Source organism: Endozoicomonas sp. OPT23 (genome assembly GCF_009653635.1).
In the GTDB taxonomy this organism is placed as follows: domain Bacteria; phylum Pseudomonadota; class Gammaproteobacteria; order Pseudomonadales; family Endozoicomonadaceae; genus Endozoicomonas_A.
Window position 1 is genome coordinate 484,381 of record NZ_PPFD01000007.1, and the last position, 26,103, is coordinate 510,483.

General features: G+C 44.1%; 19 protein-coding genes, 1 tRNA gene and 1 pseudogene. 4 read left to right on the forward strand and 17 right to left on the reverse strand.

Going from position 1 to position 26,103, the window contains the following annotated elements:
* Positions 1–280: 280 nt before the first annotated feature.
* The 5 genes from EOPP23_RS19005 to EOPP23_RS19025 all read right to left on the reverse strand — a co-directional run bounded on the left by EOPP23_RS19005 (position 281) and on the right by EOPP23_RS19025 (position 11,326).
* Positions 281–1,714 (reverse strand): TolC family outer membrane protein, encoded by a 1,434-nt coding sequence (locus EOPP23_RS19005; RefSeq protein WP_153767557.1) that lies wholly within the window; start codon positions 1,712–1,714, stop codon positions 281–283.
* On the reverse strand, positions 1,695–6,599 hold the full coding sequence (locus EOPP23_RS19010) for a Calx-beta domain-containing protein (protein WP_153767558.1): 4,905 nt from the start codon (positions 6,597–6,599) through the stop codon (positions 1,695–1,697). The genes EOPP23_RS19005 and EOPP23_RS19010 overlap by 20 nt, the downstream gene beginning before the upstream one ends.
* A gap of 67 nt (positions 6,600–6,666) precedes the next feature.
* Positions 6,667–7,986, reverse strand: a complete 1,320-nt coding sequence (locus EOPP23_RS19015) for an HlyD family type I secretion periplasmic adaptor subunit (RefSeq protein WP_153767559.1) — start codon at positions 7,984–7,986, stop codon at positions 6,667–6,669.
* Between the two features lies 1 nt (position 7,987).
* Entirely contained in the window at positions 7,988–9,730 is a 1,743-nt protein-coding gene (locus EOPP23_RS19020; RefSeq protein ID WP_153767560.1) for an ATP-binding cassette domain-containing protein, read from the reverse strand.
* 1,509 nt (positions 9,731–11,239) lie between these two features.
* Positions 11,240–11,326 (reverse strand) — tRNA-Leu (locus EOPP23_RS19025).
* A 306-nt stretch (positions 11,327–11,632) separates the two neighbouring features.
* On the opposite strand from EOPP23_RS19025, the gene EOPP23_RS19030 reads away from it, so the two are divergent.
* Entirely contained in the window at positions 11,633–13,603 is a 1,971-nt protein-coding gene (locus EOPP23_RS19030; protein ID WP_153767561.1) for a hypothetical protein, read from the forward strand.
* 181 nt (positions 13,604–13,784) lie between these two features.
* On the opposite strand, the gene EOPP23_RS19035 is transcribed toward EOPP23_RS19030, so the two are convergent.
* Complete coding sequence (locus tag EOPP23_RS19035; protein WP_153767562.1) at positions 13,785–14,252, reverse strand: cupin domain-containing protein; 468 nt, start codon at positions 14,250–14,252, stop codon at positions 13,785–13,787.
* 46 nt (positions 14,253–14,298) lie between these two features.
* Positions 14,299–14,982 carry an MOSC domain-containing protein gene (locus EOPP23_RS19040; RefSeq protein WP_153767563.1) on the reverse strand — a complete coding sequence of 228 codons (684 nt, stop codon included), beginning with the start codon at positions 14,980–14,982 and terminating at the stop codon, positions 14,299–14,301.
* Positions 14,983–15,116: 134 nt separating this feature from the next.
* Here EOPP23_RS19040 and EOPP23_RS19045 point away from each other — a divergent pair, with 134 nt between their 5' ends.
* Positions 15,117–15,824, forward strand: a complete 708-nt coding sequence (locus EOPP23_RS19045) for an SDR family NAD(P)-dependent oxidoreductase (RefSeq protein ID WP_153767564.1) — start codon at positions 15,117–15,119, stop codon at positions 15,822–15,824.
* A 61-nt stretch (positions 15,825–15,885) separates the two neighbouring features.
* Here the strand turns inward: EOPP23_RS19045 and EOPP23_RS19050 are convergent, their stop codons facing one another.
* The 4 genes from EOPP23_RS19050 to EOPP23_RS19065 form a co-directional block, all read right to left on the reverse strand.
* Positions 15,886–16,350 (reverse strand): ASCH domain-containing protein, encoded by a 465-nt coding sequence (locus EOPP23_RS19050; RefSeq protein WP_153767565.1) that lies wholly within the window; start codon positions 16,348–16,350, stop codon positions 15,886–15,888.
* Positions 16,351–16,994: 644 nt separating this feature from the next.
* Positions 16,995–17,489 carry an ATP-binding protein gene (locus tag EOPP23_RS19055; RefSeq protein ID WP_153767598.1) on the reverse strand — a complete coding sequence of 165 codons (495 nt, stop codon included), beginning with the start codon at positions 17,487–17,489 and terminating at the stop codon, positions 16,995–16,997.
* Positions 17,490–18,279: 790 nt separating this feature from the next.
* Positions 18,280–18,645 (reverse strand): hypothetical protein, encoded by a 366-nt coding sequence (locus EOPP23_RS19060; RefSeq protein WP_228550783.1) that lies wholly within the window; start codon positions 18,643–18,645, stop codon positions 18,280–18,282.
* Positions 18,646–18,913: 268 nt separating this feature from the next.
* Positions 18,914–19,684 carry a pentapeptide repeat-containing protein gene (locus EOPP23_RS19065; protein WP_153767566.1) on the reverse strand — a complete coding sequence of 257 codons (771 nt, stop codon included), beginning with the start codon at positions 19,682–19,684 and terminating at the stop codon, positions 18,914–18,916.
* Positions 19,685–19,821: 137 nt separating this feature from the next.
* Here EOPP23_RS19065 and EOPP23_RS19070 point away from each other — a divergent pair, with 137 nt between their 5' ends.
* Positions 19,822–20,559, forward strand: coding sequence for an IS30 family transposase (locus EOPP23_RS19070; protein WP_370514829.1), 738 nt, complete (start codon positions 19,822–19,824; stop codon positions 20,557–20,559).
* A 53-nt stretch (positions 20,560–20,612) separates the two neighbouring features.
* On the opposite strand, the gene EOPP23_RS19075 is transcribed toward EOPP23_RS19070, so the two are convergent.
* Positions 20,613–20,828: a DUF6500 family protein gene (locus EOPP23_RS19075; RefSeq protein ID WP_153767568.1), complete on the reverse strand. Its 216-nt coding sequence runs from the start codon at positions 20,826–20,828 to the stop codon at positions 20,613–20,615.
* 307 nt (positions 20,829–21,135) lie between these two features.
* Between EOPP23_RS19075 and EOPP23_RS19080 the strand changes: the two genes are divergently transcribed.
* Complete coding sequence (locus EOPP23_RS19080; protein ID WP_153767569.1) at positions 21,136–22,062, forward strand: transposase; 927 nt, start codon at positions 21,136–21,138, stop codon at positions 22,060–22,062.
* A gap of 236 nt (positions 22,063–22,298) precedes the next feature.
* Here EOPP23_RS19080 and EOPP23_RS19085 read toward each other — a convergent pair.
* The 5 genes and pseudogenes from EOPP23_RS19085 to EOPP23_RS19105 all read right to left on the reverse strand — a co-directional run bounded on the left by EOPP23_RS19085 (position 22,299) and on the right by EOPP23_RS19105 (position 25,721).
* A pseudogene (locus tag EOPP23_RS19085) lies at positions 22,299–23,332 on the reverse strand (IS110 family transposase).
* A 66-nt stretch (positions 23,333–23,398) separates the two neighbouring features.
* A complete protein-coding gene (locus EOPP23_RS19090) occupies positions 23,399–23,923 on the reverse strand; it encodes a hypothetical protein (RefSeq protein WP_228550785.1) in 525 nt (174 codons plus the stop codon).
* Between the two features lie 77 nt (positions 23,924–24,000).
* Positions 24,001–24,486: a GNAT family N-acetyltransferase gene (locus EOPP23_RS19095; protein ID WP_228550786.1), complete on the reverse strand. Its 486-nt coding sequence runs from the start codon at positions 24,484–24,486 to the stop codon at positions 24,001–24,003.
* Positions 24,487–24,588: 102 nt separating this feature from the next.
* Entirely contained in the window at positions 24,589–25,107 is a 519-nt protein-coding gene (locus EOPP23_RS19100) for a hypothetical protein (protein ID WP_153767570.1), read from the reverse strand.
* Positions 25,108–25,211: 104 nt separating this feature from the next.
* A complete protein-coding gene (locus tag EOPP23_RS19105; protein ID WP_153767571.1) occupies positions 25,212–25,721 on the reverse strand; it encodes a DUF6653 family protein in 510 nt (169 codons plus the stop codon).
* Positions 25,722–26,103 lie beyond the last annotated feature (382 nt).

The window sequence follows — 26,103 nt, forward strand, 5'->3', positions numbered from 1 at the left end:
TGTGCTAAAGCGCCTGTAGATAGAAAAGACAGGCAATATATAGCAAAAGCATGAACCTGTCAGTGATGGAATAACGCACTGTTTCACCCTGTAAAAGGAAAACCTTGCTAACAGAATACCGTCGTCAAAACTGACCTAAGGAACAGTCCTGAAATAAACGCCTCTTTCTAATATTGCTTTTCTCTATTTGTTACGCAAAGAGACAATTCAAACCGGGAAATTATTTCGGGACTATTACCAAGAGATATCCTCGGGAACTACTGCCGTTGCAGCGCAGCACTTAATACTTGATTTTTTCCCTGCACAAATACTCTTCAGGCATAGATACCCCCATACTCAGAATCAGAGTACCTGAACTCTGAAGAAGGCGGTGCTGATTCACGGCCAAATCATAAACAGCATTAATTTCACTCAACCTTGAGGAGTAATATTCATTCTGGCTATCCAGCAGGTCAAGCAAAGTACGCACGCCTGTCGCAAACTGTTTGTTATACAGTTCATTTGACCGTCCTGCCTGCCGGACGTGCTCCTTCAAAGCCGCCAGACGCTTTTGTCCGAACTCAACAGAAACCCAGGCAAAGCGCACTTCTTCTTCAACCTGTCGTTGGGCGCGATTTCTGATCTCTATAGCCTCATTCAACAACTTACTTGCCTGCTCTTTACGCGCCTTATCTCCACCACCGTTGTATAAGTTATAGGTCATATTCAGTCTCGCTGTATGCGTGTACTCATCGCCTTTACCACCATTTGCATCACGACTCCAGTCAGCGCCTACCTCAAGCTCAAAACGAGGAGAAAAACGACTTCTGGAGGCTTCATACTGTGCTTCTGCAGCTTGAATATCTGCTACTGCCTGACGAAGAACCGGGTGATTAGATCGTGCCCGCAGCAATGCCTTCTCTACACTCGGAAGCATTGCAGGGGCTGAAGGCATCGACAGTGAATCTGGCAGGCGGCCTATGGTTTTCTGATAACGGATTATAGCATCGCGAAGAAGAGATTCAGAACTGATTCTATTCGCCATCGCCAGCACCAGACGGCTCTCGGCCTGGGCCACATCAGCTTCATTACTCCTGCCAATCTCTCCCTGTCTTCGAATACGTTCAACTATACGTCGAAGCTCTTTCACATTCTCTCGGGCAATACCTAAAAGAGCCGATTGCCTGAGCACATCCAGATAAACCTGAGTAGCTTCCATGGCTGTATTTTCTGCAGCCGTGCAAACTTCAAAGCCAGCTGATGCGTGACGGGCTTTTTGACGTGCGACCTCACTCTTAACGGCCTGCCCATCATACAACATCTGCCGGGCAACTATGGATGCATCCCTCCGAGTTCTGTTCAGGTCCTTATCAGGCTCCAGTCCTGCATTATAAAAGCCGATAGTCGTGCTATTACGGGTATTCTCGTAACCTATACCCGCCCTTAAATCTATAGTCGGACGATACCCGGCTTTCGCACCCAATACACCCTTCTGCCGAGCTCCCGCCTCCGCAACTCGAATCTTCACTTCCGGATTGGTTGCCAGAGCCTCATTAACCGAGTCAAGCAAAGTATCAGCCTGGAGTGTAGAAGAAAAAAATAACAGCCCCACTCCAGCGAGACCAAAAGCTTTGAAATACATCTTGTGCTTACCCTGTTCTGTTTTTAGATAAATACTGTTCACTGAATAGCTTCTGGCATTCTCAAACACACCATCAGACAACCACCTGACCATTTGCAATCAACTGTAATAGAGCATCGGTACTGTCTACGACAGAGTCATTATTCTGGTCAGCCCACCCGGAAACGTTCTCCAGATGGATGTATAAAGTGTCTTCCGGACTTTCATCTGTAGCGGCAGTAAACTTGAGCTTAAGTAACTGTTTGCTTTCATCCAGTTCGGAAGAAAAGCCATTAGCCAGAAGACTGTCCAGAGTTAAATTGTCCGAACTGATGTCACTGACAAGCTCGGAAATATCAAGAATATCACCAGCACTGGAAACTGGATTACCCAGGCTGAAATCCAGAATCCTGTCTATCTGAACCGTATTGTTATCATCCAAATCGGTCAGCCTGAAAACAAAGGTGTCTGAATCGTCCCCCCCCATCAACTGATCATTTCCCTGCTCTCCTGCTAACCGGTCCTCTCCGGAGTTGCCAATCAAGATGTCATGCCCCTGATTTCCCTCGAGCTGATCATCACCAGCCAGCCCGGAAATGTAGTCATTTACTGAAGATCCATTAAGCACTCGCCCTGAAGTGCCATCCAGAAGGTCACTCTCAACGGTTCCTATAATAACGTTCTGAACAGCTGTTAACGTCAACGTTGCAGTATCTTTTGCCCCCTGCAAGTCTTCGAGGGTGTAAGTAATTTTTTCCTGGGCGATAGCCTGCTCACCAGGTTGTATTCCCGGCGTTACTGCCTTAAATGATATTCCAGTAAATAAACCAAGAGCATTTGCCTGCTCACTGCTTCCCGCAGTAATAGTTACCCTGCTGACATTGGTAAACTCTTCAGGAATTTTGAACTCAGGGGCAACAACCGAGCTACTGCCAATCCCTCCCCCAACAAACACTTCACCCAACCGAGTATTATCTGCCCGATATAGCGTCACTCTCAGTGATCGTTTGTCATTTTCGACACCAAGGTCAAGGGATATATTTGCAACACCATCAACATAAAGATCTCTTGAGAAGTCGATAACAAGACTTTCAAAACCCTCTATTCGGTCATCACGCCCTCCGCCATCGGCATTATTGATGCCAACACGCCCGTTACTATAGGTAACTGGGCCGCTTTCACTACTGAACAAAATTCCGGCATCAGCCAGAGCTGATTGATTATCTGCGGTATTGAAATCAATGTTTATGATGTCTTCTGAAGTATTGACTGCAATGGTTTTCAAAGGCTGGTATTGATAATAACCAGTACTGTTAAAAATTAGCCGGCTTCCATCAGACAGGGTGTCCAGAGTGTAAATACCTGTTGTCGCATCAAAAGAGACATCAGGATGATCACTATTGGTCAGATCGTAAGACACGCTTTTCCAGCTGACCTGAGTAATTCTTGCGTCATCTAGCGGCCGGTCAACACCAACACCCTGTATTGAAAAGGGGGTTGCCTTATCAATTGCAGCCAACCCGCCATCAGTATTGATACCACTAATAACATTACCATCAAAACTTTCCTGACCGGGAAACAGTGTATCTGTGTCATCATTTGCTACAGGTACACTGTCTACTACATTCAAACTGATTGTTGCGGGGTCAGTTTCTCCTCCATCAGAGTCTTTAAGGGTATAACTGAAGCGAAATGACTCCCCGATACTTCGCTGACTATCCAGATAGAGACTGTACTGGCCGGTTTTGAAATTAATAATAATTCGTCCCCAGTAACCAAAACCATTTGAATTATCCAGTACAAGTATCGAACCATTAGTAGAGTCAACCAATTCAGGGTGGCTGCTCGTTATACTGGAACCGTTGCTAGTAAAAGTTACATTCGTAGTATTTCCTGGTGCCCCCAGAGAAAATATTACAGAGTGTACCTCACCATTATCTGCTCCAAATTGCGCACTCTCTGACAAACTACCACTAACAATATTGCCGCCAACACTGGCTGGCACCGTACTCTTGAGCTCGTTTGACAAGTTGTTTTCATTTTCTATGATGATCGCATTAGCATCACCACCACTGCCCAGTACATCAACATTATGAATAGTATTTAGATAGCCAGCGTCACTGATACTCGAACCGACACCAATTGCATAGGAAGCAATATCATTCCTTGCGGTATAGTCACGCCATGTCGACACAGCCAGACCAGGATCTGGGTCTCTGATAGGTGCACCATCGGACAGGAAGTAACTGATGTACTCTGCATTATCACGCCCCCCATCCTCAGCAAGAAATTGGTCCATCACTCTTTTAGCAGTCGAAAGACCGTCGGTATAGCTGGTATGCCCTGCAGTCTGATCACTGGTAAGAGAGTTAATTACTTCTTTTATCTCTGCAATACTGGTGGCTGGCTGATAAGAAGGTAACGACAACGGTGCTTCGGGATTATAGGTTTGATAATAAAGACCATTAACAGGTGCGTTGTTATAAATCCTAGGATCATTGGCGCCATTAAAAGTAACAAGAGTCACTTCAACATTGGTTGACCGCTCAAAAAAAGTCTCCATCATATCCGACAAGCCCGCTTTAGCCAGCTCAAGGCGCGTCACCGTCGAACCGTTACCTACATCAACAACACCATTATTATTTCCGGAAATCATACTGGATGACATATCCAGCGTCAGGACTATCCGATAGGCAGGTTCGATAGCTGTCGGAATGTGCGAGCTGTAACTGACGGCAACAGGTCGGTCATCCTGAATCGACAGGTTTAAGTTTGCGCTCAACCCTTGATTGGTTGTGTAGCGGAAAACTTCCTCTACTGCCCCACTGCTGTGATCAGCCGGGGCTATTAGCTCATAACGATAGGCACCATCAGCATTAACGCTCAATGTGCCGTACATCGTATTAATAGCCGCCGAGCCTGAACTCAAAGAATGCGTGATACCATTAACAACAATACTGGTGACTGTTTGCCCGAGGCTATCATTAGCCAGAAGATTTCCTGTAGCCAGCGCAGTACCCGCACCAGGAATCTGACCTTCCTCCAGATGGTTATCAAAAGTGCCTTCTTGTTGCTTTGAGCCCGTGGGTAACACGCTTTCATGGACAACAGCGGCATCGTCCTGAGCAGACGGTCTGTCATTATCAAGTATACTGGTTTCAATATGATTAGATTGACTATCAATCGCAGTTCTGACACTGCCAGCAGAAGAGCTGATGCTCACAGAATAACTTTCTGTATTCTCAACAAGGGTGTCATCTACAGCCCGCAGTTGAAATAAAAATGCCGAAGGTTGAGTACCACTTCCTGTAAACGTAAGCGTCCGGGTATCTTGATCGAAACTAACATCATTCCTGAGTTCAGCAGCGTCGTTCACTGAACGAAGGAAATCAGAATAGTCTCCAGTCGGCAACGCCCCACTTGTTGTTGAAATATCCTTCACCGATATAACCAGACTCACGGTTTCGCCTGATTTAAGGTAACCGAGCGTATCAATAGTGTACTGGCTAACCCCTCCCTCATTAACACTGGCATCACCCGATAGCCTGAAGGTAATCACATCAGTTTCCGTGATGATTGTTTTCGCTGCAGCCATAACAATTTCGGCACTGCCCTGATCGATTTGGGCGCGGCTCAGGCTGGCGACAATGGTTTCCTCGCCTTCAACCATCTGGTCGTTGCTGGCCTGAACCTCAAAGCTGAACGTCGTCCCTGTGAAACCACTGTCAAAGGTCAGTGTGCCGCTGTCCTTGTCGAAACGGACACCTGCAGTGGCTACTGCACTGGCACTGACAGCGGCCATAAAATCGTCGTAATCACTACCACTGGTGGCTGTCCCCCCCGGCGTCAGCACGACACTGGCCGCATTATCAGCAGCCAAAGGAGTGCCTGTGATGTCGAGGGTAAAGGTAGCGGTTTCCTGCCGATCTTCCGAAATGCTGGCGGTGGAACGGATACCAAAACGAACACTGGCGTCCTGTTCGGTAATCACCGTCGTCGTGCTGTCGGAGCCAGACACCAGTCCGGCACTGCCCTGATTAATTTGAGCATCGCTCAGGCTGGCGACAATGGTTTCATCGCCTTCAACCATCTGGTCGTTGCTGGCCTGAACCGCAAAGCTGAACGTCGTCCCTGTGAAACGACTGTCAAAGGTCAGCGTGTTACTGTTTTCGTCGAAACCGACACCTGCAGTGGCTACTGCACTGGCACTGACAGCGGCCATAAAATCGTCGTAATCACTACCACTGGTGGCTGTCCCCCCCGGCGTCAGCACGACACTGGCCGTATTCCCGACACTCAACGGGCCACCCGCCATGTCGAGGGTAAAGGTAGCGGTTTCCTGCAGATCTTCCGAGATGCTGGCGGTGGAACGGATACCAAAATGAATACTTTCGTCTTGCTCAGACGACTGGGGCCGAAACTCAGGTAGAAATCTAGTGGCTGCAGGGTTCAAAAATAAACTGGAACCGATGGCAGGTAATACCACATCATCTTCAAATTCGAGAGGATTAAAACCAAATGTATCTGTTTCAAATCCGGCTTCAGGGTTTCCCTTCAAACCACTCAAATCGATTGCTTTTTGTACATCAAAACCACTGGATTGAGTTACAGTTCTCAGTTGCGCTTTTATTGAACTATCAGTAACTTCAGAAGCGCCTCTATTTTGATGATTGAGTGGCTCTTGAATTTTATCTTCGCTTGTCGAGCTATCGACAGGTCGATTTTGAGCCTCATCAGCAACCTGTTGAATTTCACTCGTTAAAGAAGCATTTTCTATGTCAGAAGAAACCAACAACTGTTGATTATTTTCTAATGATACAGCTTGCTGACCATCAAAGCGTAGAGTTAACAGCCCATTTTCACCCGTTCGGACAAGCTCCCCTGAGGACACTCTATCGCCAACCTTAAGTTGACGCTGAACCCCTTTCGAATCTATGCCTGTAGCAGTATCGGAAACAGATACAACCTCACCATATGAGGCTTCGATGATGCTTTTCATTCAAGTTTTATCCCAAGTACGCCTGCTGACTCGTTGGAAGAGTTATCAGGTTGCCTGTTCGTGTGTTTCAGCGTTCAGTAAAGGCTAGATGCCGAGCTTTAAGTACAGGTTTGAGCAGATAATCCAGCAATGTTTTTTTACCTGTCAGAATGTCCACTGTCGCTACCATACCGGCAATAATCGGTCGACGGTTGTCTAAGCCACCAAGATCATGACTGTCAGTTTTTATTCGAACCAGATAATTGCTTTCGCCATTTTCATTCAAAATAGTGTCTGCACTTATGTGGGTTAGCTCACCCTCAAGGCCACCATAAATGGTAAAATCATAGGCGGTAAATCGAACCATCGCCTTCTGGCCCGGATATAAAAAAGCAATATCTTCTGGACGAATTCGGGCTTCTACTTCAAGAGTGTCGTTTATTGGGATAATTTCGATCATGGTGACACCTGGTTGGACCACACCACCTTCGGTATTGATCAGAATTCTTTTTACAACCCCCTTAACCGGGGACCTGACACTTGTGCGATCTACCTGGTCTGTGACAGCAACCTGCTTCGCCGACAGCTCTTCCAGCTGAGCCAAAACCTCGTTCATCTCGGTTCGTGCCTGATTAACAAAAGACAGCTTTACCTCACTGACTTTTTCGGAGGTTTCCCGTATCTGTGCCTGAATGCGTGAGAACGCCTCTATAGCTATTTGCCTTTCACCACGAGTGTCACTGACCTGGCGCTCAAGTCTCAATATTTCAAATTTTGATACGGCTCCATCCCTGGCCAGCAATTCGGACAATTTCAACTCTTCACTAAGAAAGTTGAGTCTCCGCTCTAGCAGCAACTGTTCGGCCCTGGTTTCCTCCAGCTGCTGTTTTTGCTGAATCTCCTGCTGCTCAAAAACAGCAACCGTACTCGCAAGCTCCTGCTGTCGACTCTGATAAAGTTCAAGCTCACTATGTGCCAATTCAGGCACTTCAGAAGACAACTGTAGAGGCATAACCGGAATGACACCTTCTATTTCCGAACGCAGCCGAACCATACGAGCCCGCAGTGCATACTGATTTGCCCGCTGACTGTCACGATTGGCAGATAGACGCGTATCGTCCATCACCAGGAGAACCTGACCTACGTTAACTATCTCGCCTTCGGAGACCAGAACCTCGTTGACAATACCTCCCTCCAGGTTCTGGATTTCCTGCATCTGACTGGATGGAATGACTTTACCCATACCACGTGTTACTTCATCAATTTCACACCAAGCAGCCCATATCAGAAACAGAACCAGAGACAGTGAAATAAGAAATAGTAATGGTCTGCTGCCTTGCGAAATCTCTGCTATTTGTTCATTCGAGGCCTGATGCCAATTAACACTTGAGTTGTCGAGGCTATTCATATCAACCAGCAGAACCTTTTGACTTTGAATGACCGGCCAGCTGCCCCATCACATCATCAGCAGATCCCATAGCTTTTATTTCGCCTTGCTCGATCACCACGATATTGTCCATTGCTTTCAGTAAATGCAGTTTATGAGTAACAAGAATAATGGTGATATTTTCCAGCTGTTTCAGCAGTCGAAGAAACTGCTGTTCGGCCTGACTGTCCATCGCACTGGTTGGTTCATCCAGAATCAATGCTCCCGGGCACGCCACCAGAGCTCTTGCCAGCCCCACAGCCTGCGCCTGCCCACCAGACAGATGTCGACCACGCTCTCCAACCTGAAAATCCAACCCCTGACTACCCGCCCGTACTATGTCTGACAGGCCCGCCATATCGAGCGCCTTAAGAATATCAGCATCGCTGACATCTGTTCTGCCCATAGCTATATTTTCACGAAGAGTGTCATTAAAGAGATCAATGTTTTGAGGTACATAACCAATCTGTCGGCGTAGCCAGGCTGGCTCGATTTGTCGTATATCAATACCATCAATGGCAATATGCCCTTCTTTTGCTTCCTGAAAGCCTGCAAGCAGCTGTAGTAAAGTGGTTTTTCCTGAACCCATTCTTCCCAGGACTGCTAACTTGCTTCCCGACGGAATTTCCATGGTCATTCCACACAGGTTTGTTGTTTCATCAGAGAACCCGAACGACACTTTATTGAGCCGCCATGCTCCACTAAAACTGTTCGGCTTCAAAAGCTGTCGACCTTCAGGTACTTCCTGCGGCAGTGACATAACTCCGCCCGCATGTTCCAGAGCATGAATTGTTTTTTCATACTGGTTTAACAAACTGATAACCTGGGCTACAGGAGCTCCGCATCGGCCTGCAATCATGGTAATTGCTATCAGCCCCCCCATTGTCAACTCGGCAGATGTAATGAGATAAACGCCATATACCACCAGTGCAAGCGTATTCAGCTGCAAAAGAAAAGTTGTCACCAACCCGGGAATAGCCTGCAGCTTACGCACTCCAAAACCGGCATCGGCAGCCTCTCTGTTGAGACGACTCCATCGCTGCTGGCTCTGCCGCTGAACATTACAAGACTTCACTGTCACCAGACCTATTAACAGCTCCATCAAATAGTTCTGGCGAGCCGATGCGGCTTTTTGTTGACGGGTAACCACTGCCTGCAGAGGCTTATTAACAAGCCAGGCCATAAAGAGGGAAAGAGTAATGCACAAAATCGGAACAGCCACCATCCAGCCCCCGATCCAGACCACCAGAGCCAAAAACAGCACAACAAATGGCAAATCTATAAAAGCCATTACAGTCGTAGAAGTAATAAATGCACGAACACTGTCAAATTCAGAAAGACTGTTCATCAGTGCACCTGTACTACCAGGGCGAAAACTGAGCTTTAGACCCAGAATTCGATCGATCAGTCTTGAGGAAAGCGTTAAATCTATCTGCCGGCCAGCCTGGTCTACAAACCGGGTACGTAATAATCTGATAGCAAACTCAAGCGAAAAGGCAAGGCATGCACCGGCCGCCAGCATCCAGAGTGTTTCAAAGGCACCATTGGGGACCACTCTGTCATAGACGTTCATGACAAACAGAGGAGAAACAAATGCAAACAGGTTAATCAGCAAGCTCGCCAGCCATACATCACGATAAACGTGCCTGTAGGGGCTGACAGCCTGCCAGAACCAACCGTATATAGAGTCTCCTCTGTCGTGTGTTTTGCCACTTCTTTCAGACATGAACCCGCGCTCCAACAGCTGCAACAATTTTTTTGTAACCTGGAGCGATTACATATTGTGGAGCGATATTTATTAATTTCATTAAGTTAGCTGTCAGTTATTGTAGTTTTTAGCTACTGCTCTCACTTTCGAACTACTGTCGTAAGCACCCGAACCCTTGAATTCATAGATCATTTCCCCGCCTATGGCGTAGGTTGTTGTTTCGCCCTTGCCAGGTCATTGCTCTGATTACAGATCTCATTATACGTCCAGTGTTGTTTTTTTAATGGCATAAAAACGCTTCAAAATATCGCAAAGCAACTGCCCGAACGATTAAGTCATTATATAGGCTTAATTCATTATCGTTAGCTTATACATTATGCGATGAAGAATAAGATGCTGATCAAGAGCAATCAAGAGGGGATAGAAACATAATATTTCAGTATCAGTAGCTGAAAATCATTTAAGACAGCTGCGTCCGTAGTCTGTAAAACTTATGCGAGGCTGTTATTTTCTCCGGTCTGGGTATACCAATGGGGGAGTGACCTGAATAACTTACAAAGCTTGATTCAGCAAATCGGCGTAAATGGATTGAGAACTTAGAACAACTGATAGGTTTTGGAGATAGAACTTTGGCTCAATGGGCGAATGGTCACTATAAACCAAGCCTGAGCAAGCTCCCGGGTCTTTCAGAAATACTACAGATAAGGCCAGATCATTTGGTCAAGGGTGACTATAAAGTAGACAGTTCTCAGACAGCAAGCAATTACCGCACATGTGTCTAGATTCCAAGCCAAATAAAGAGGATTAAGTTCAATAACCGTTGTGTGAAGACCCTTAAAAAAATACGCCGTATCTCGATCATCAGAAAGAGGGTTACTGAGGCTATCAAGGCTCTGGAGGAAGCAGCTTGCTACCCGTCTCATGACAAGGTAATGGCGATTGTAAGCCAAGATGGGATGAGCTTTACTATCGTTGAATTTTCTCACTTGTGGCGAATGGAGCTATATTCTGAAACTGCAAGAAAAAATGGATTATTGGTTAAATAACCTACAAATAGTTACCCTTTGCTAGCCCCCTTCTTTGTCAGAAAATTTCCAGATTGTCATCTCGCAATATATACCCCACTTATTACTACTGTACTAGATAGCTCAGTACAAATTATCAAGTTGTATCTCAAACTATATTTTTTGCCAACAGAGTTGTTTGAAGATATTTACGATAATTTCTTCTAGCTTCATATAACCGCTAATTCATACGAAATAATTCGATATATTTCCAGCGCATAACCGAGCATTTAGCTAGCACTATAGCTCTAGAGATAAATGATGTTACATCACATAAAGTGGCCGGAAATTCATAGGAAAGTGGATTTTCAAGGAAGGAAAACAACTATAATGTGGTCGGAAATAGACATAAAAAAACACCGCAATAGCGATGTTTTTTTTTCAAACTAACCATAAAGTGTTCGATCTGGCCATTTTATGGTTGAAACTACACGATTTTATGAAAAAATCGGGTTTTTAAATATGGTACCGGCGGGCGGACTCGAACCGCCACGCCCGTGAAGGCGGGGGATTTTGAATCCCCTATGTCTACCAATTCCATCACGCCGGCACTGCGAAGCAAAACGCTGCTCCGTTAAGACGAGGGCTAGTATACATAAGCGATTTTGCTTTTCAACTGGTACTGTTCCGTAAAAATTCAGTTTTGTAAAAATGCACAGAAACCAGCTCGTGCTATTCGTTGCCGTGTTTTATATAAAAACGACACAAACCGTCTTCAGGAGTCTTTGACTTCAATAGCAATAGTTTATCTTTCACACCTCATTAGAGAGCAAAGGCTTATAAACGATTTCTAACAGGACAACTATATTTAATATCTATTTATATTGAGGGGGCTGATTTTAAGCCTATAGGTCTTATGACAGTTCTCAGAGCTATTTCGCACAAGTGTCTCCAAAGTGTTTTCATTCTTTCCGCACTTTTGGCTATTCACTCTAAGGCTCTGCCTATCAACACTCAGACGGGGTCTGGTCAAGGGACAGAGACAACAACGCCACCACCCTATAGCTACGACAACGGGCAAGTATATGGTCCATGGAAAGGCGGAAAGGATTTAGGTTCTGTATCTTTTCCCCTGTCCGAGTCAGTGACCGAAGAAGTCAGGTCACTGTTTCTAACCGGACTGAAACTACTCCACGCCTTTGAATACCCTGAAGCCCGAGCGGCATTTCAGCAAGCAAGGCAAAGCCATGAAAGTGGTGAATTTATCATGGGGCTCTGGGGAGAACTCATGTGCAACTATCAGATTATCTGGGACACCCGGGAATTTCAGACTGCTGAAGACTTGATTACTACCCTGACACAGGCCAGAAACAGCTATTCAGGCAACCTTAACCCTTCCGAGACGGTGTTACTTGACGGTGCACTCAAGCTGTTTGGCAATGACAATGCCAGCCGATCAAAACAGCCCTATGAGAATGGTTCAAATGTTCAACTCTTCCATCAATATCTGGATAACCAGCTGAGCCTCAATGATCATCTTGAGTCAGAAATAAAGATTTTCAACCAGCTGGCAAAACTGGCCACTCGCCAAAGCATTCTGGACTACACGCTGGAAAGAAGTGTCATTGAGAATTTAAATGATTTACTGACACTTCCCGACCTTGCCGACCACCCCGGCCTCCATCACTACCTGGTTCATGCATCTGAAAGCCCCAGACTGGCGAAAGAGCCTCAGAGCCATGCCTACGACGCGGCTCAATGGTTACAGCAACTCAGCAATGGCGATAAAAACACCAGCTCTATCCATCTCACTCATATGCCCACACACTTTTATTTTGCGGTGGGTGACTGGACCAATGTTTATACCATTAACCAGTCAGCATGGAATAAATCCATCCAGCGGGCATCAGATTTGTCACTGGGCGACTCCTCTCTGGCATTCCATGAACACTTGTGGCGGGTATTCGCTTTATTGCAGGCCGGTAACTATGCAGATGCATGGAACGACAGTCAGAGCCTGTATCAAAAAATAGAGCACTTGCGACATGATGGCGCCAGTGACGAAACCACTCGTGTCATGAGAACCTACTTTGCTTTTGAGCAGGCGTATTTAAAGCTGGAACTGCCTGCAAACAGCCAGTATCGCTCCGAGCTGAATGCCCAGATACTGTCTGACCATCTTATGTCGCCGTGGGGCAAGACGGCTTATCATTTCATGAAAGCCTGGGATGCACTTGAAGAAGGCAATGATCAGCAATTCAATCAGGCCAAAATCAGTCTGACCGCCTTACAACGTGACCGGAACATACAACTTACGCCCATGGAACAGGGTGCTATCCCCGTGATGGTCAAACAGCTGGAAGCTCAACAGCAACGAAAGCAGGGAAATATTGATGAAGCTATCAAATTGGCTTCAAGCGCTGAACAAAGTTACCGCACCATGCGTTGGGATCACGGCGTTCCTCTAGTGGTCAAACCGCTGTTGGAATACATCGGCGAACTCTATATGGAAAAAGCCGGCACAGCGGCTACCTATGCTCCGATTATTCACAACGTTCGATCCGTTAAGTCACCTACAGATCCAGCCGTTATTATCTCTCACACTGGTATGGTCAATCAGGCTATGGGGTATTTTCAAGCGGAACTTGATGATTTTTTTCCCAGAAGAAGAAAATCTCTGGAAGGACTGTTAAGTGCAGCACAGCAGGCAGGTGATCAAACAACACAAAACAGCACTGCCGCAATCATTGCTACTCTGGATCAACCACTGGACTATCAACAAGCTGTTTCAACAGACGTTACAACACCTGGCAGTGCTTCTAGCAATGCTGCTAACCTGGCTGTGATAGTCACTCTGGCGATTTTGACCGCCGTAAAATTGCACTAGTTTTTCAATAGAGAACCGCCTCCACTCTTGAATTGACAATACTCACGTTGATCTCAAGAGTGGGGCTGTAATATCAGATTACAAACGACATAATACGATCAAACTTATAGGATTCAACCGGCGTTCCATCCACATCAAGGATTACGTGGTACAGCAGCTTACCGGTACTTTTTTGCATCGTTCAGCCTGGCGTTTGAATACTGTCTTTATCAACTAAATCCCAGACCTGTCCCTTATTCCTGTACAGCCGCTTATTCTTGTCCGGATAGTCTGCAACATCGTGATCTAACCGCTGCCCGGAAACAATAAACTTAAGTATTTCAGAGCCACTGTTTATCATCGTGTGCGGTTCACCACCGGCTCTGTAGCCAATAAAATCACCCTCAGAAACCCTGGTTATACGATCACCTATACGAACCTCAGCTTCACCCTGAAGGATATAAACACACTCATCCTCATATTGATGAACATGAAACTCTGTTGATTCATACCCTGGCTCCACTTCAACAAGATGAAAGCCTAAACCGGATAACCCGGTGAGGTCGCCCAGCGGTTTGCTGTGACGAACAGCATTAGAGTTCAAAAAGTGGGTTTTTTCGACGCTCTCCATGCCCTCTATTTCATCTTTTTTAATAATGTACTTGTCCATAAGACCTCTTTATAAAATATCACCTGAACGCGCATTACTGCGTGAGTCAGGCATGTCCCAGCAAGCGGAAATTCCAGTTCTCACAAAGGCCTGTCTCAAGACGTTCCTGCACCTTCGACTGCCAACTGTCGGACAACCTATTCTGCTGGCCGAGTTTTTTCAGACCATCCTGATTAAGAGGATCACCAAAATAAAGGTCGCACACTTCACGAATCGTTAATGCATCAGGAACCCGTTCAACGAGAGCAACGGGATGATCAACAGAGACAAGGCCCGGTTGAATAACACGATACAGCCAGCCACAACGACTTATGTCCTGCATATGAAGGGCCAGATCATCGATACCCCAGCGCCTGCTGAGTTTGTAACAGGGGGATCGAGGCTGGCTCACTTCAATAATGGCTTCACCCCAGCTATAACGATCCCCAATACAAACATCGTTTTCATCCATTCCTGAGGAACTTAGGTTTTCACCCATCCCCGGTGCTTGCCATAACAGGTTTAAGCCATATTTGTTTTTCCAGTACTCATAGTGTTCAGAAGGATACTGGTGCAATGCCCGTTCAGGTCCACCATGATATCGCTGTTCGGCACATTCATCCCCTTCCAGGCCCTCGACAGCAAGAAAGATTTTCCCTTTAACCGGTTCTTTATCTATGGCTGTTTTAAAGCCATAACTGTTCTTTACCCGACCACGAAATACATTAATAAAACAGGGTAGTTTGTTCATAAGGTTCAATATCAAGGAGGCTTAATCAAAAATAACACACACGATTATCAGATGAGTTATTGCTTTGTCTGCTTAATTTGTTTGCTAACGATTTTCATATATTCTGAAGAGAAGCGCATTCATAAAGGTCATGCATGAACATACTAATTATTGGGGGCTCAGGCGGTATCGGTCTGGCAATTATTCAACAAAGCCTTTCCTCATACCCTCAGGCAACAATAACAGCGACCTATCACAGCCAGTGCCCCGAATTTAAACATTCACAACTAAAATGGCTGAAACTGGATGTAACCAGTGAGAAGGATATTATTGAGCTATCAAAGCACTTTGATAGCCTGAATATGCTGATTAATGCTGTTGGCTTTTTACACTCATCACACCATTCGCCTGAAAAGGCACTCAGTCAGTTCGATGCCGATTTTTTTCAAACCAACATAAGCCTGAATACCTTACCCAGCATCCTGCTGGCAAAACACTTTATGGCAGCCCTCCGGTCCGAGAGTGTCACCTATTTTGTTACCCTCTCAGCCAGAATCGGCAGCATCAGCGATAATCAAATGGGCGGCTGGCTAAGTTACCGAACGTCAAAAGCCGCACTTAATATGGCCATGAAAACTGTATCTATAGAGTGGAAACAGAAACTGCCAAACTGCTGCATTGTATTGTTTCACCCGGGAACGACGGACACCGGTTTATCAAAACCCTTCCAGAGAAACCTCCCTGCTGGTCAGTTGCAGTCGCCGGAATTTACTGCGAAATCACTAGTCGAAGTTATAAGAAAACTACGAACAGAAGACTCGGGGAGACTGCTGGATTACGATGGCAATAATATCAGCTGGTGATTATACGAAGAGCTTACAACACCGGCTGACCCTATGAATCACAGGGCTATGAACCAAGTAGCTATGAATAAACGACTTTAAATCGCTCAAGGACAAGTAAAAGATCTTCAGAGACTTCCAACCCCTGTCTTTGACACTCTGCAGAGAAAAAGTCCCAATGCGCGTTGCGCCACCAATCAAGAGATTTATCGCCTTCGCCTTCAAGCACAGCAAAACTGGCCGGTACCTCTGAAAACCTGGCTTCAGTAACCTCGGTAATTTCAATAATTGATGTCGGAGTGCCACTCCAGTCAGTGACTATCTGCAGGTTTCCGACCTTTGGCATGGGCTCCAGACCTGTCTCATACCAGTATTTCATACTGCAGGTTGCAGTTTTCTCACCCTGCCTGATTAAATCAGCACAGAGATTAGCGTTTTCTTCATCGGCGCAAAAATAATCAACAATAACGTTGCGATTTCCGCTCCCGTTCTTGTTGTTTAAGCTTTGCAGGTATCTATTGTAATATTCTTTTTGGACTTCGTTCATATCGTTACTACTGAATCTATTTTTCTGATTATCATTATGTCTGGGCAGCGTACACCTCTTTTACCCGGTAATCATGCGCCTCGATACATCAACGACACATTGCGGGCTAATCAAGAGACTATCCTTAAGACCACTCTGGTCATTCCAGTGTCATTTCCGGTTATATTCGGTATAACCCCAAGCGTGTCGGACTCACCGAAAGGATAGGTTTCAAACTGTGCACGAGCCGTTAAACGGATCTTGATGGAACTACGATGTAGGGGTTCGTTTCTGGCTCTTCATACATATTCTGCAGATTGCGAAACTCAACATCTCGCATTTAGCCTTACCTATAATAGTCTCTTGTCATTGTTACATCTCGAAAGCAGATTTATTGGAAATATTTAAGCCTTGTTATAAGCCAGAATAAGCTCAATCCCATACTCAGTGTTAAAGCACAAAGCCATGAAGTAAGAATGGAACCAGACCATACAATGACAATAGAACCAGTACAGCACCTTCATCGAGCTGACCATTTAACAAATAATTCAACAACTCTGGAATCGATGTGTTTTTTACCCATATCACAAGGCACAGCAGTACCGAAGGTGTATCAAGGAAACCCCCTAGTATTAAGTTCTAAGGGCGACACTTCAAACTTGATACTAGGCGTTTACTGTGCGGCCATTCTCTAGTTCTTGTTGGCCAGGTATTTCATATTTTGGTTCCATAAAATTAAACATGAAATCAGTCACCTCAAAAGAGTAAACGCTTGGGTCCTTCTCCAAATTTCTTTTTTCTACCCGCTTCTTTCGAGTTTCTTTTGGTGCGTTCAAATAGTGTATTTCGGAATCGATGCTAAGCCCCTTTGCTAAATCAGTAAAATGGTCCCTTTGTTCCTTAGTAGTAAACCCTAAATCTAAAACTACATTACCATTTAATTCTAATACTTGCTCACTGACCTGCCAGATTTGAACGTAGCATCTATTAACTCGTTCAATCATCCAAGAATAATCCAGAGATGTCATATCATTGGAAAATAAGATCTGCATCCATGGGTCTATAGAAAAACGAATTGCTCCAATTTCTTTAGCAATAGATAGAGAGTACGTAGTTTTTCCGGCACCTGTTGGCCCGGTAACAATAATTAATCTTGCCATATATAGTGATACTCTTTTGATGCATAACGCCATTTCCAGATGCACTGTAGTCACCTGAAATTTCTTGCATGCCGCATATTAGTTGAAGTTTTCAATGGTTTTTGGATTAATCCATGCTCAAAGAAACGTATTCATAGGTAACATATCACCAGAGCTATAGAATTCAAGCATAAGCTGGTTAAATTCATTCTGCTTCTTGGCAGGAACATTAATGATTGGGAACCCTGCTCTGAGGAGAATACCATTCATCATGAACCTTCCCATGCGTTTATCAACATCCCAGAAAAGTCGGGCTCTTTCCATTCAAAGGAAGGCCGTTATCGCTTGATCATAGATGCCGTTGGAAGAACTCACCTCTTGTTGAATATCAGACCATGCCTTAGCTTCTTCTTTCCTTGAAATTTTATGAATTGCTAAAGCAACATCTTTTGTGAAAGAGAAGCTATTTTCGGAGACAAGGGTAAAAGTTTTTTCCAGGCATCAGCATGGTTAAGAACCATGTTCTGGTCGCTTATTTTATAACCACCAACAGTTATCCCATCGAGAAGTGTTTGGACATCTAGCATGGTCATTACTACACCCTCAAGGTTTACAGCACTATAAACAATTTGAAGCTATGGAACCAGAATCTCACCAAGAATTTCTTGGATCTTTGAGCATTTCTAAAGAGGAAATAAAAGCCACTCGCCAATGGTCCAAAGAATAATTAATAACCAGTGCGTGCGACTCGACATTTGGTTTCACGCATAACGCCAGAATTAGGGCACCGAAGGCCCATTTGAAGCACTTGTTAGCTGCGTTTTGAAACTGGCAAAACTTCTGCTGTCTCTGTATCGAGCATTTCTAGAACACTCTCAAAGCCATGTTTTGGCAACCAACCTAATTTTTTATGTGCTAACGATGAGTCATGTACACGGTCCAAGCTTGCAGGTAATTGCCACCCTCTTCGCCTAAAGGCAGAAACTATCTCAGGACACCTTTGTGTGAGAGCTGACTTTGCATCGTTACATAAGGCGTCACAATCCAAACGCTTAAAAGGTGTTTCACCCGAGATGATAAACCGATTATAACCACTTAAACGTTTTTCTACTGCACATAAATGAGCATTTGCTACATCACGAGAATCAATACCACGAGTTAAGCGAAATACTGCCATTAAGTCCGCGGGCTCTGGAAAACACCTAGACATTTGTAGCACTGTCACCGGAAGGTTGAACAAGGTGTTTTATCAAAATCAACTACATCATGTGTGCGCATTAACTTGATATAGATTGCACGCCCCACTCTACCCACTGAGCCTGTTACCAATATTTTCATTTACTACACCTTGCTAGATATCGACCTCAAAGCAGCTAACGCTTGGTTAAGGGGCTGGCGCCGCAGGTGACAGTCCCATTGAACCTCTTGTTATGTGTGTTCTCTCGTTATTGGTCTGGATGAATTATAAAACCAAGATTTTCTAATAATGAAGCCATTTGCCACTCGTATATCTCAACCCCAGAAAAATCTAATGCCCTTATGTCTATAGCTGCTATTTCAGCATTGCGTAGATCAGCCTTATAGATTGAAAGACCGTCATACTGACTTGGAGCAAAAGCTGAATTTGTGAGATTCGCGCCCTCTAAGTTTGCTCTTGTAAAAACTACAGCTGAAAAATTACTTTCTGATAAATCACACTTTTCTAGTTGAACACCTTCGAAGTCCGAATATTTGAAGTTTGATTTTGTCAGTTGAGCCGAGCTAAACAGCATGTTTTTACTGACTATTGTTACAAATTCTGCAAGCTCGAAGTTACAACCTTGAGCCTGACATTCATTTATTTTTATGTCAAAGAGTTCTGATCTATAGAAATTACAGGTGGAAATATCACAATCATAAAACTCAGAATGACGTAAATCAGATTTTTGGAAATCACATCCTTTTTGATTATTCTTGTTGTAGAAAGTGCACTTCTTAAATACAGAGTTTCTCAAACTAGTTTCAGAGAAGTCACAGTTAATGATTTGACAGCTTTCAAAATGCAGTCCATTTAAGTTTGCCCCAGAGAAATCAGATGAAGAGATTATACAGCCAATAAAGTTTAAATCTTCTTCGTATTCATGAGCCCAATCTAAATTAGCAAAATTACGATTTTTTATCGTTCTTTGATTTTCATCTAAAACCAAAGATTCTTCGATTTTTTTGATGTTTTCCAACTTATAAATCTCTAAAAACTAACCATTAACTAATGGAGGTATGGAGTTTGAATCGCGAATTCATAAACTAAGCGCGACAAATTCAGACCATTAAGAGGCAAGCTGCGATACCGTTGACTTTTCGCTCCGCCAGAGTGATTGGCCATGAGTATCATCAGCTCACCTCCGAAGAAAGGTTTATGTTATCCCTGCTCAGAAAGCAAGATGACAGTGTCGCACAGATTGCTAAAAAACTTGGACGGCACCGAAGCACCATTTACCGTTATATCTGGCGAGATAAGCATGCGGGCGGAAATCTCTGGACCTACCTCAGGGGTTCTCATAAGAAACGACGAAAACGCTACCGTTCCAAGGACAGCCGCGGCTGGGTGTCAGGTAAACGACATATTTCAGAACGACCCGCTAGCGTAGAAACTCGAAAGCAAAAAGGTCACTGGGAAATCGATACTGTTATGGGTAAAGGCTCCAACGCCTGCATTGTCACTCTGATTGAACGGAAAACAGGTTATACGCTCATTGGAAAAATACCCAATCGCACTACTAAATCACTGAACCTAGCAACGATATGCCTGATACATCGTTATAAACCAGGCCCGTTTAAAACCATTATTGCTGACAACGGCACTGAGTTTCACCGATTCAAAGAACTAGAAACAGAAGCCAATTTCAGGTTCTACTTCGCAACCCCTTACCACTCCTGGGAGAGAGGCACCAATGAAAACACTAATGGTTTAATCAGGCAGTATCTGCCGAAAGGAATGGTTATGGTATCTGTAACTCAAAGAGATTGTGATGCCATTGCCAAAGAACATAACTACCGACCAAGAAAGAGGCTGAGCTATAAGTCACCGATCAGCTGTTTCCATAATTGTTGAAGTGTCGCACTTCAAACTTGATACTAGGCGCTGATTGATAAACCTTGTATTTGCTAAATGGATTGAACCATTTTTTTTATTTTTACTGCCTTTTCAAAATGATCAAGTTTATGCTTCATTATCCACCATTCTGCTGCTTCCATAAGCAACTCGGGGTCATCATTTTTATTTGCAAAAAATGCGTAAAAGGACAAACCGACGTTTGCACCTTTACTCGCAATTTTCTTATCGCAGACTTCAATAATTTTGCTCTTTAAATTCTCTCTCATTTACGGACGACTCTCAGTGAGTAATTATAATGCTGCGATTTAAACGCATAACGCTTGGTTAAGGGGCTGGCGCCGCAGGCGGCAGTTCCTACGAACCACTTGTATGGTTAATTCTTATTCTTGAAAACGGGCAAAAAGAGGCCCACCTTCAGTTGGCCTACTGAAGGCCTTATGCAATAGCTCGATGGATTTGAGGTTCCTCTTGCGAGAGACCGATAACAAGTGAGCAGCGTTGCATACTCTTAAGCAATAACTCGGACAGTCATCGGGGCCTCGAGCCCGCATAGCAAGGCAGAGTAAGCTTATTATGAACTCATCAGAATTCAAGTCTGGCACTGTCGTCGGTGTCGATGTTGGCAAACGGTTTTTGGATATCTTCTTTTGCCCTCAAGGACTGCATCAGCGTTTTCCCAATGACGTTCAGACGATAAAAAAACTGGTCGCCGTATTCGCCGATATCAACCCGGAACGAATCGTTGTTGAAGCGACAGGCCGCTACGAAAACGAACTGGTCTTTGCCTGTGATAAAGCAGGGTTGCCGATCATTGTCGCGAATCCGATCAAAGTACGTCACTTCGCCAAAGCCATTGGTGTGCTGGCTAAAACCGATAAAGTCGACGCTCAGGTTATTGCCCGGTACGGTGCAGCGCTCAAGCCTGAAATCAAACCACTGCCTGATAAGCACTCCAGGCTGATCAAGGATTTGCTGATCCGTCGTAAGGAGCTTCTGGACATGAGAACCATGGAGAAAAATCGTCTCCAGATCATGCCTAAAGAGCTTCATAAGTCGATTCGAAACGTACTGGCCTGCTTAAAGATGTCGCCTCAATTAAGCCGCTACACTGAGCGCCGGATGCCTCTGAAGATCATGACCAGTGTACCTGGTGTTGGCCATGTTCTAGCCTACACGTTGCTCAGTGAACTCCCTGAGCTTGGTAAACTAAATCGAAAAGAAATTGCCGCTCTGGTGGGAGTCGCGCCAATGAATAAAGACAGCGGACGACATCAGGGGCAAAGACACATACGTGGAGGTCGCTCACGAATACGTACAGTGATGTTTATGGCAATGATGTCTGCCATCCAGTGTAACCCTATTATCAAACGTTTTTACGACCACCTTCGTGAAGCAGGAAAGCTCCCCATCGTGGCGCTAACAGCCTGTATGCGTAAGATGATTGTCATCCTGAATACTATGCTGAAAAACGGGACATGTTGGGGAGAAAATAGCACCTAAAAACTTGACTGGAGGCCACAGTCACTTATGTGGACTCCCCACTGTCAACAACAATGATGGAAGCTTTTAAAGCGCACTTATGTACGAGCTCAAACGGGTAGCGAACCCAGGCTCTCAGATATTTACGCGAACGGGTGTACTAATCTTGTTAACGAGCGAAAAGCTCATGTGACTGTACTGTATCAACCCGTTTTTTAGCTCACCAACACAGCTGTTAAACCTGTTACAAACTACAATTATTCAATAGCTACCGCGTGATACTCTGTACATTGAGTAAGCATGGCGAAAGCTGTTCTAACCGTTTTATTGGCCAGTGCAACTGCGGCACACTTTTTTCCCCTTCTTTCTATCAGTGACATTAGCCAGACTTCTTTCTGAGTTCGAGGAGATCTTCGGAACAGCTGATGAACCACGGCCATGGCTCCAGTAATCAACAAGCTACGAAAACCACAATTTTTTGACCTGCGGCTAATCTTCCCTATTCGTGTTTTCCCACCACTAGAAGATTGTACAGGCGTTAAACCAATGCATGCTGCAGCATCTTTACCACGTTTAAAAGTTCCTAACTCACCACACCCTAAAGCAATGAAGAGATTGATAGCATTAAGGATACCGACCCCTTCTAGCTTCATGAGCTTTTGGCAATCAGGTATGTCTTAACTGTATTTTCCAAACAAAGATCGTACTCACTAACAGCAAGACACTGATACGAATACATCTCACGAGCGGTATTAAGTGCATGCCTAAACGGCCCAGAGAAACCATTGGTAGCATCTTCAAGCACGAGAGCTGTGGCTTTAAGAACCTGAGCTCCACTACCTGTAATACGGATATTAAATTCTTTCAGTAAGCCAAGAAGCTGATTCTTAGCAGCAGTACGCTGCTTAACAGCTAGCTCACGTAGTCGCACGATGGACTGAAGTTGCTGCTGAATATTTGTCTTGCCTGAAATAAAATTAATGTCAGGTAGTGATGCGGCCTGAACAATGACTACGGCATCATTTCTATCGGTCTTTTGATTTTGACGCACGACGGAGACTAAGTAAGGAGATATTAGCTTTGCTTCATGACTGTAATACCTTGCTTGTTGATGCCAATAATGAGCAGATGCACACACTTCAAATACGACGAGAAATGAGGACTGTGAAGCTAGAAAGCACTGAAATTGACTGGGTGTCATCTCCTGATTAGCAATCATTTTGCTATTAATAAATGAGCAGACTTGGATAACCTTTTCAGGCAAGTCGACACCGACAACTCTTGTACTCATAGCCGGACTCCTCTAGAAGCTGCATGCTGATGTTAGTTTAAGGGTGTGGGGAGTCCAATTATCTTGTTATGCGCCTGTTGTTGAATTGCTGAAAAGCAGGTAAGAACTAACCTCTTCTCTTCCTGTAATCCTTTGCTTTCTACCTTTGAAGGATTCATAGAGAAAATTGTGGAATGAATGAGAGCTTTTTGACTTTCTTGTCCAGTATTCTGAAGCCCACTGTAGTAACTCTTTATACTTTATTTCTGCCACTTCAGGATCAAGTTTTTTTGAGCTTCCTGATCCTCTATACAATAGGTTTTCACTACACTCTTCCCAGCTAAAATCTAAGAAAATAACTTCCGTAGCTTCTGTGATAAAGTTTTCTACAAGGCCTCCAAAGACTCCTTCTACAACCCAACTTTCTAGAGATTTCAGTTCATTTATCTTTATTTCAACTTCTTCATTTGACCTTTTTTGAGAAAAACCACCTGGCATCCAAAAAATACTATCAAGGTTTATTTCTGATAAGTTCTCTTGCTTTGATATTTCTCTCGATAGCCAGCTTTTTCCAGACCCTGAATTTCCAAAAATTAATATTCTGTTCATCATGTTGTATTCGATAGATGACTCAAGTTTTGGCGCATAACGCCGTTTTCAGGTACGCCGTAGGCGTCTGTAAAACTTTGTTATGCGTAGCTTGGTGTGATGCTGAAATGATCTAAGCCTTTACAGAAATATAGATCCGCTTTTGGCTCAGACTTCATGCCCAACTTTTTTAGAACAGATTTCGAAGGTTGGTTTGAGTGCATTGCGACACCATAAATTTTCGTATGGTTTGTATTCGAAAATGTATAATCGATGACCAGTTTGGAAGCTTTTGTCGCTAAACCCTGACCCTCAAAGCCTCTCAATATTGCAAACCGGATATCAATGTATTGTGGGTCTGGAGCAAACTCTACACCTGCAAACCCTACCTTCTCACCTTTACTTCCTTTTAAGGAAACTATGAACGTACCAAAGTTATGTTTCTCCCAATGAGCAATACGGTTTTTTAGATATTCACGCTGCTTCTCTTCAGGATATGGTTCTTCATTTGGCAAGAACTTTGTTTGAGAAGGACATGACAAAATTTCTCTAATGAGATCAAAGTCATTTTCAGTAGGCTTTTTCAATATGAGATTACTACTCTCGATCACTCGTATACCTCTATTTGCTACGCATAACGCTTGGTTAAGGGGCTGGCGCCGCAGGCGGCAGTTCCATTGAACCACTTGTTATGCGCGCACTTGAAATTTGTTTATAACAGGTTGTATGTACCAGACTCCTATAATAAGAAACACTAATAAGAGTAATGAGTTGATATAGTCTAAAAATTTAGTATCTGTCTTTAGTTTTGCTTTAGTGTAAAAGTAAGAAGTAAGAGAATAAAATGCAAACATAGAATATAAAAATGTATGAGTAACTAAAGCATGCTCAGAAACAGAGACTGATTGGTAAATTATTTCAGGAAATAAAATATATGCCATTGCCATAAAAAAGAAAAAATTATAAACAACTTTAATTCTCTTGCTTATTTTTGCTTCCTGATAAGAATAATGCCCAACTACCCACAGCCAAATAAACAGCGCAATTTTACCAAAATCTAAAAGATACCAAGGTGCGTCAAAACCATCTTCTCCAGATATTAAATTAAGAGCAAAAACCGCTGTAGCCATATTTAAGAGAGCTATGACTGCAAATACTTCAAAACTCTTTGCATTTTTTATTTTTTCTAAGAAAAGAGAAATTCTCATAAAACATTAACTTCGATATTGTAAATGATTAGCGCATAACGCCTCAATCAGCCGACGCCGAAGTCCCAGGCAGCTTGCTGCCGTACACGACGCACTTGTTATGTTTAGTATTCCCAGCTTCGATATACTTCGTTATTCTCTTTCATATCTTCATACAGCCAGACCATTCTGTCCAAAAACCAGCTTTTTCCGAGATAGGCCATTATTACTCCCAATACTGCCCCCCAAATTGAGTAATAAATAATTGACCATATTGCTATGAGTAGGCCTGCTGAAGATATGAAATTTAATATGTTATATAGAGGCGTAAGATGATGATCTGGTAGAGGTATCTTATCTCTATTCAAATATACGCGCTCTCCCAAAACAGCTTTGGATGCCCAGTTCTTTGTTGATATTGGTTTGGCGAAAACAACAGGATTAAAAAACATCCAAAGTACTGAAGCTAACCCTGGAATTATGCACCACCAATCAATCCAAACCCGGCTCCAAAAAGAAATAACTATAAATGGTAAGACTGAATATCTAGTCCAAACACTGATAGGATTGGTATGTTTCATCCAATTTTCATCAGTCAAACGAAATACATGTGAGATCTGTCGTTCTAATGTCATTCTGTTTACTCATGCCTAAATAGGTGGAAGAACATAACGCTTGCATGTGGGGCTGCCGTCGCAGGCGGCAGTCCCTAGGATGCACTTGTATGGTTAATTCTTATTCTTGAAAACGGGTAAAAAGAGACCCACCTTCAGTTGGCCTACTGAAGGCCTTATGCAATAGCTCGATGGATTTTAGGTTCCTCTTACGAGAGACCGGTAACAAGTGAGCAGCGTTGCATACTCTTAAGCAATAACTCGGACAGTCATCGGGGCCTCGAGCCCGCATAGCAAGGCAGAGTAAGGCAGAGTAAGCTTATTATGAACTCATCAGAATTCAAGTCTGGCACTGTCGTCGGTGTCGATGTTGGCAAACGGTTTTTGGATATCTTCTTTTGCC

Excerpts from the sequence above, each read along its gene's own strand:
- EOPP23_RS19075 (WP_153767568.1), bottom strand. The coding sequence starts at position 20,828 with ATGAGAGAGAATTTAAAGAGCAAAATTATTGAAGTCTGCGATAAGAAA.
- EOPP23_RS19100 (WP_153767570.1), bottom strand. The coding sequence starts at position 25,107 with ATGAGAATTTCTCTTTTCTTAGAAAAAATAAAAAATGCAAAGAGTTTT.
- EOPP23_RS19090 (WP_228550785.1), bottom strand. The coding sequence starts at position 23,923 with ATGATGAACAGAATATTAATTTTTGGAAATTCAGGGTCTGGAAAAAGC.
- EOPP23_RS19050 (WP_153767565.1), bottom strand. The coding sequence starts at position 16,350 with ATGAACGAAGTCCAAAAAGAATATTACAATAGATACCTGCAAAGCTTA.
- EOPP23_RS19045 (WP_153767564.1), top strand. The coding sequence starts at position 15,117 with ATGAACATACTAATTATTGGGGGCTCAGGCGGTATCGGTCTGGCAATT.
- EOPP23_RS19010 (WP_153767558.1), bottom strand. The coding sequence starts at position 6,599 with ATGAAAAGCATCATCGAAGCCTCATATGGTGAGGTTGTATCTGTTTCC.
- EOPP23_RS19080 (WP_153767569.1), top strand. The coding sequence starts at position 21,136 with ATGAACTCATCAGAATTCAAGTCTGGCACTGTCGTCGGTGTCGATGTT.
- EOPP23_RS19105 (WP_153767571.1), bottom strand. The coding sequence starts at position 25,721 with ATGACATTAGAACGACAGATCTCACATGTATTTCGTTTGACTGATGAA.
- EOPP23_RS19040 (WP_153767563.1), bottom strand. The coding sequence starts at position 14,982 with ATGAACAAACTACCCTGTTTTATTAATGTATTTCGTGGTCGGGTAAAG.
- EOPP23_RS19015 (WP_153767559.1), bottom strand. The coding sequence starts at position 7,986 with ATGAATAGCCTCGACAACTCAAGTGTTAATTGGCATCAGGCCTCGAAT.
- EOPP23_RS19035 (WP_153767562.1), bottom strand. The coding sequence starts at position 14,252 with ATGGACAAGTACATTATTAAAAAAGATGAAATAGAGGGCATGGAGAGC.
- EOPP23_RS19030 (WP_153767561.1), top strand. The coding sequence starts at position 11,633 with ATGACAGTTCTCAGAGCTATTTCGCACAAGTGTCTCCAAAGTGTTTTC.
- EOPP23_RS19020 (WP_153767560.1), bottom strand. The coding sequence starts at position 9,730 with ATGTCTGAAAGAAGTGGCAAAACACACGACAGAGGAGACTCTATATAC.
- EOPP23_RS19055 (WP_153767598.1), bottom strand. The coding sequence starts at position 17,489 with ATGGCAAGATTAATTATTGTTACCGGGCCAACAGGTGCCGGAAAAACT.
- EOPP23_RS19060 (WP_228550783.1), bottom strand. The coding sequence starts at position 18,645 with ATGGCAGTATTTCGCTTAACTCGTGGTATTGATTCTCGTGATGTAGCA.
- EOPP23_RS19005 (WP_153767557.1), bottom strand. The coding sequence starts at position 1,714 with ATGGTCAGGTGGTTGTCTGATGGTGTGTTTGAGAATGCCAGAAGCTAT.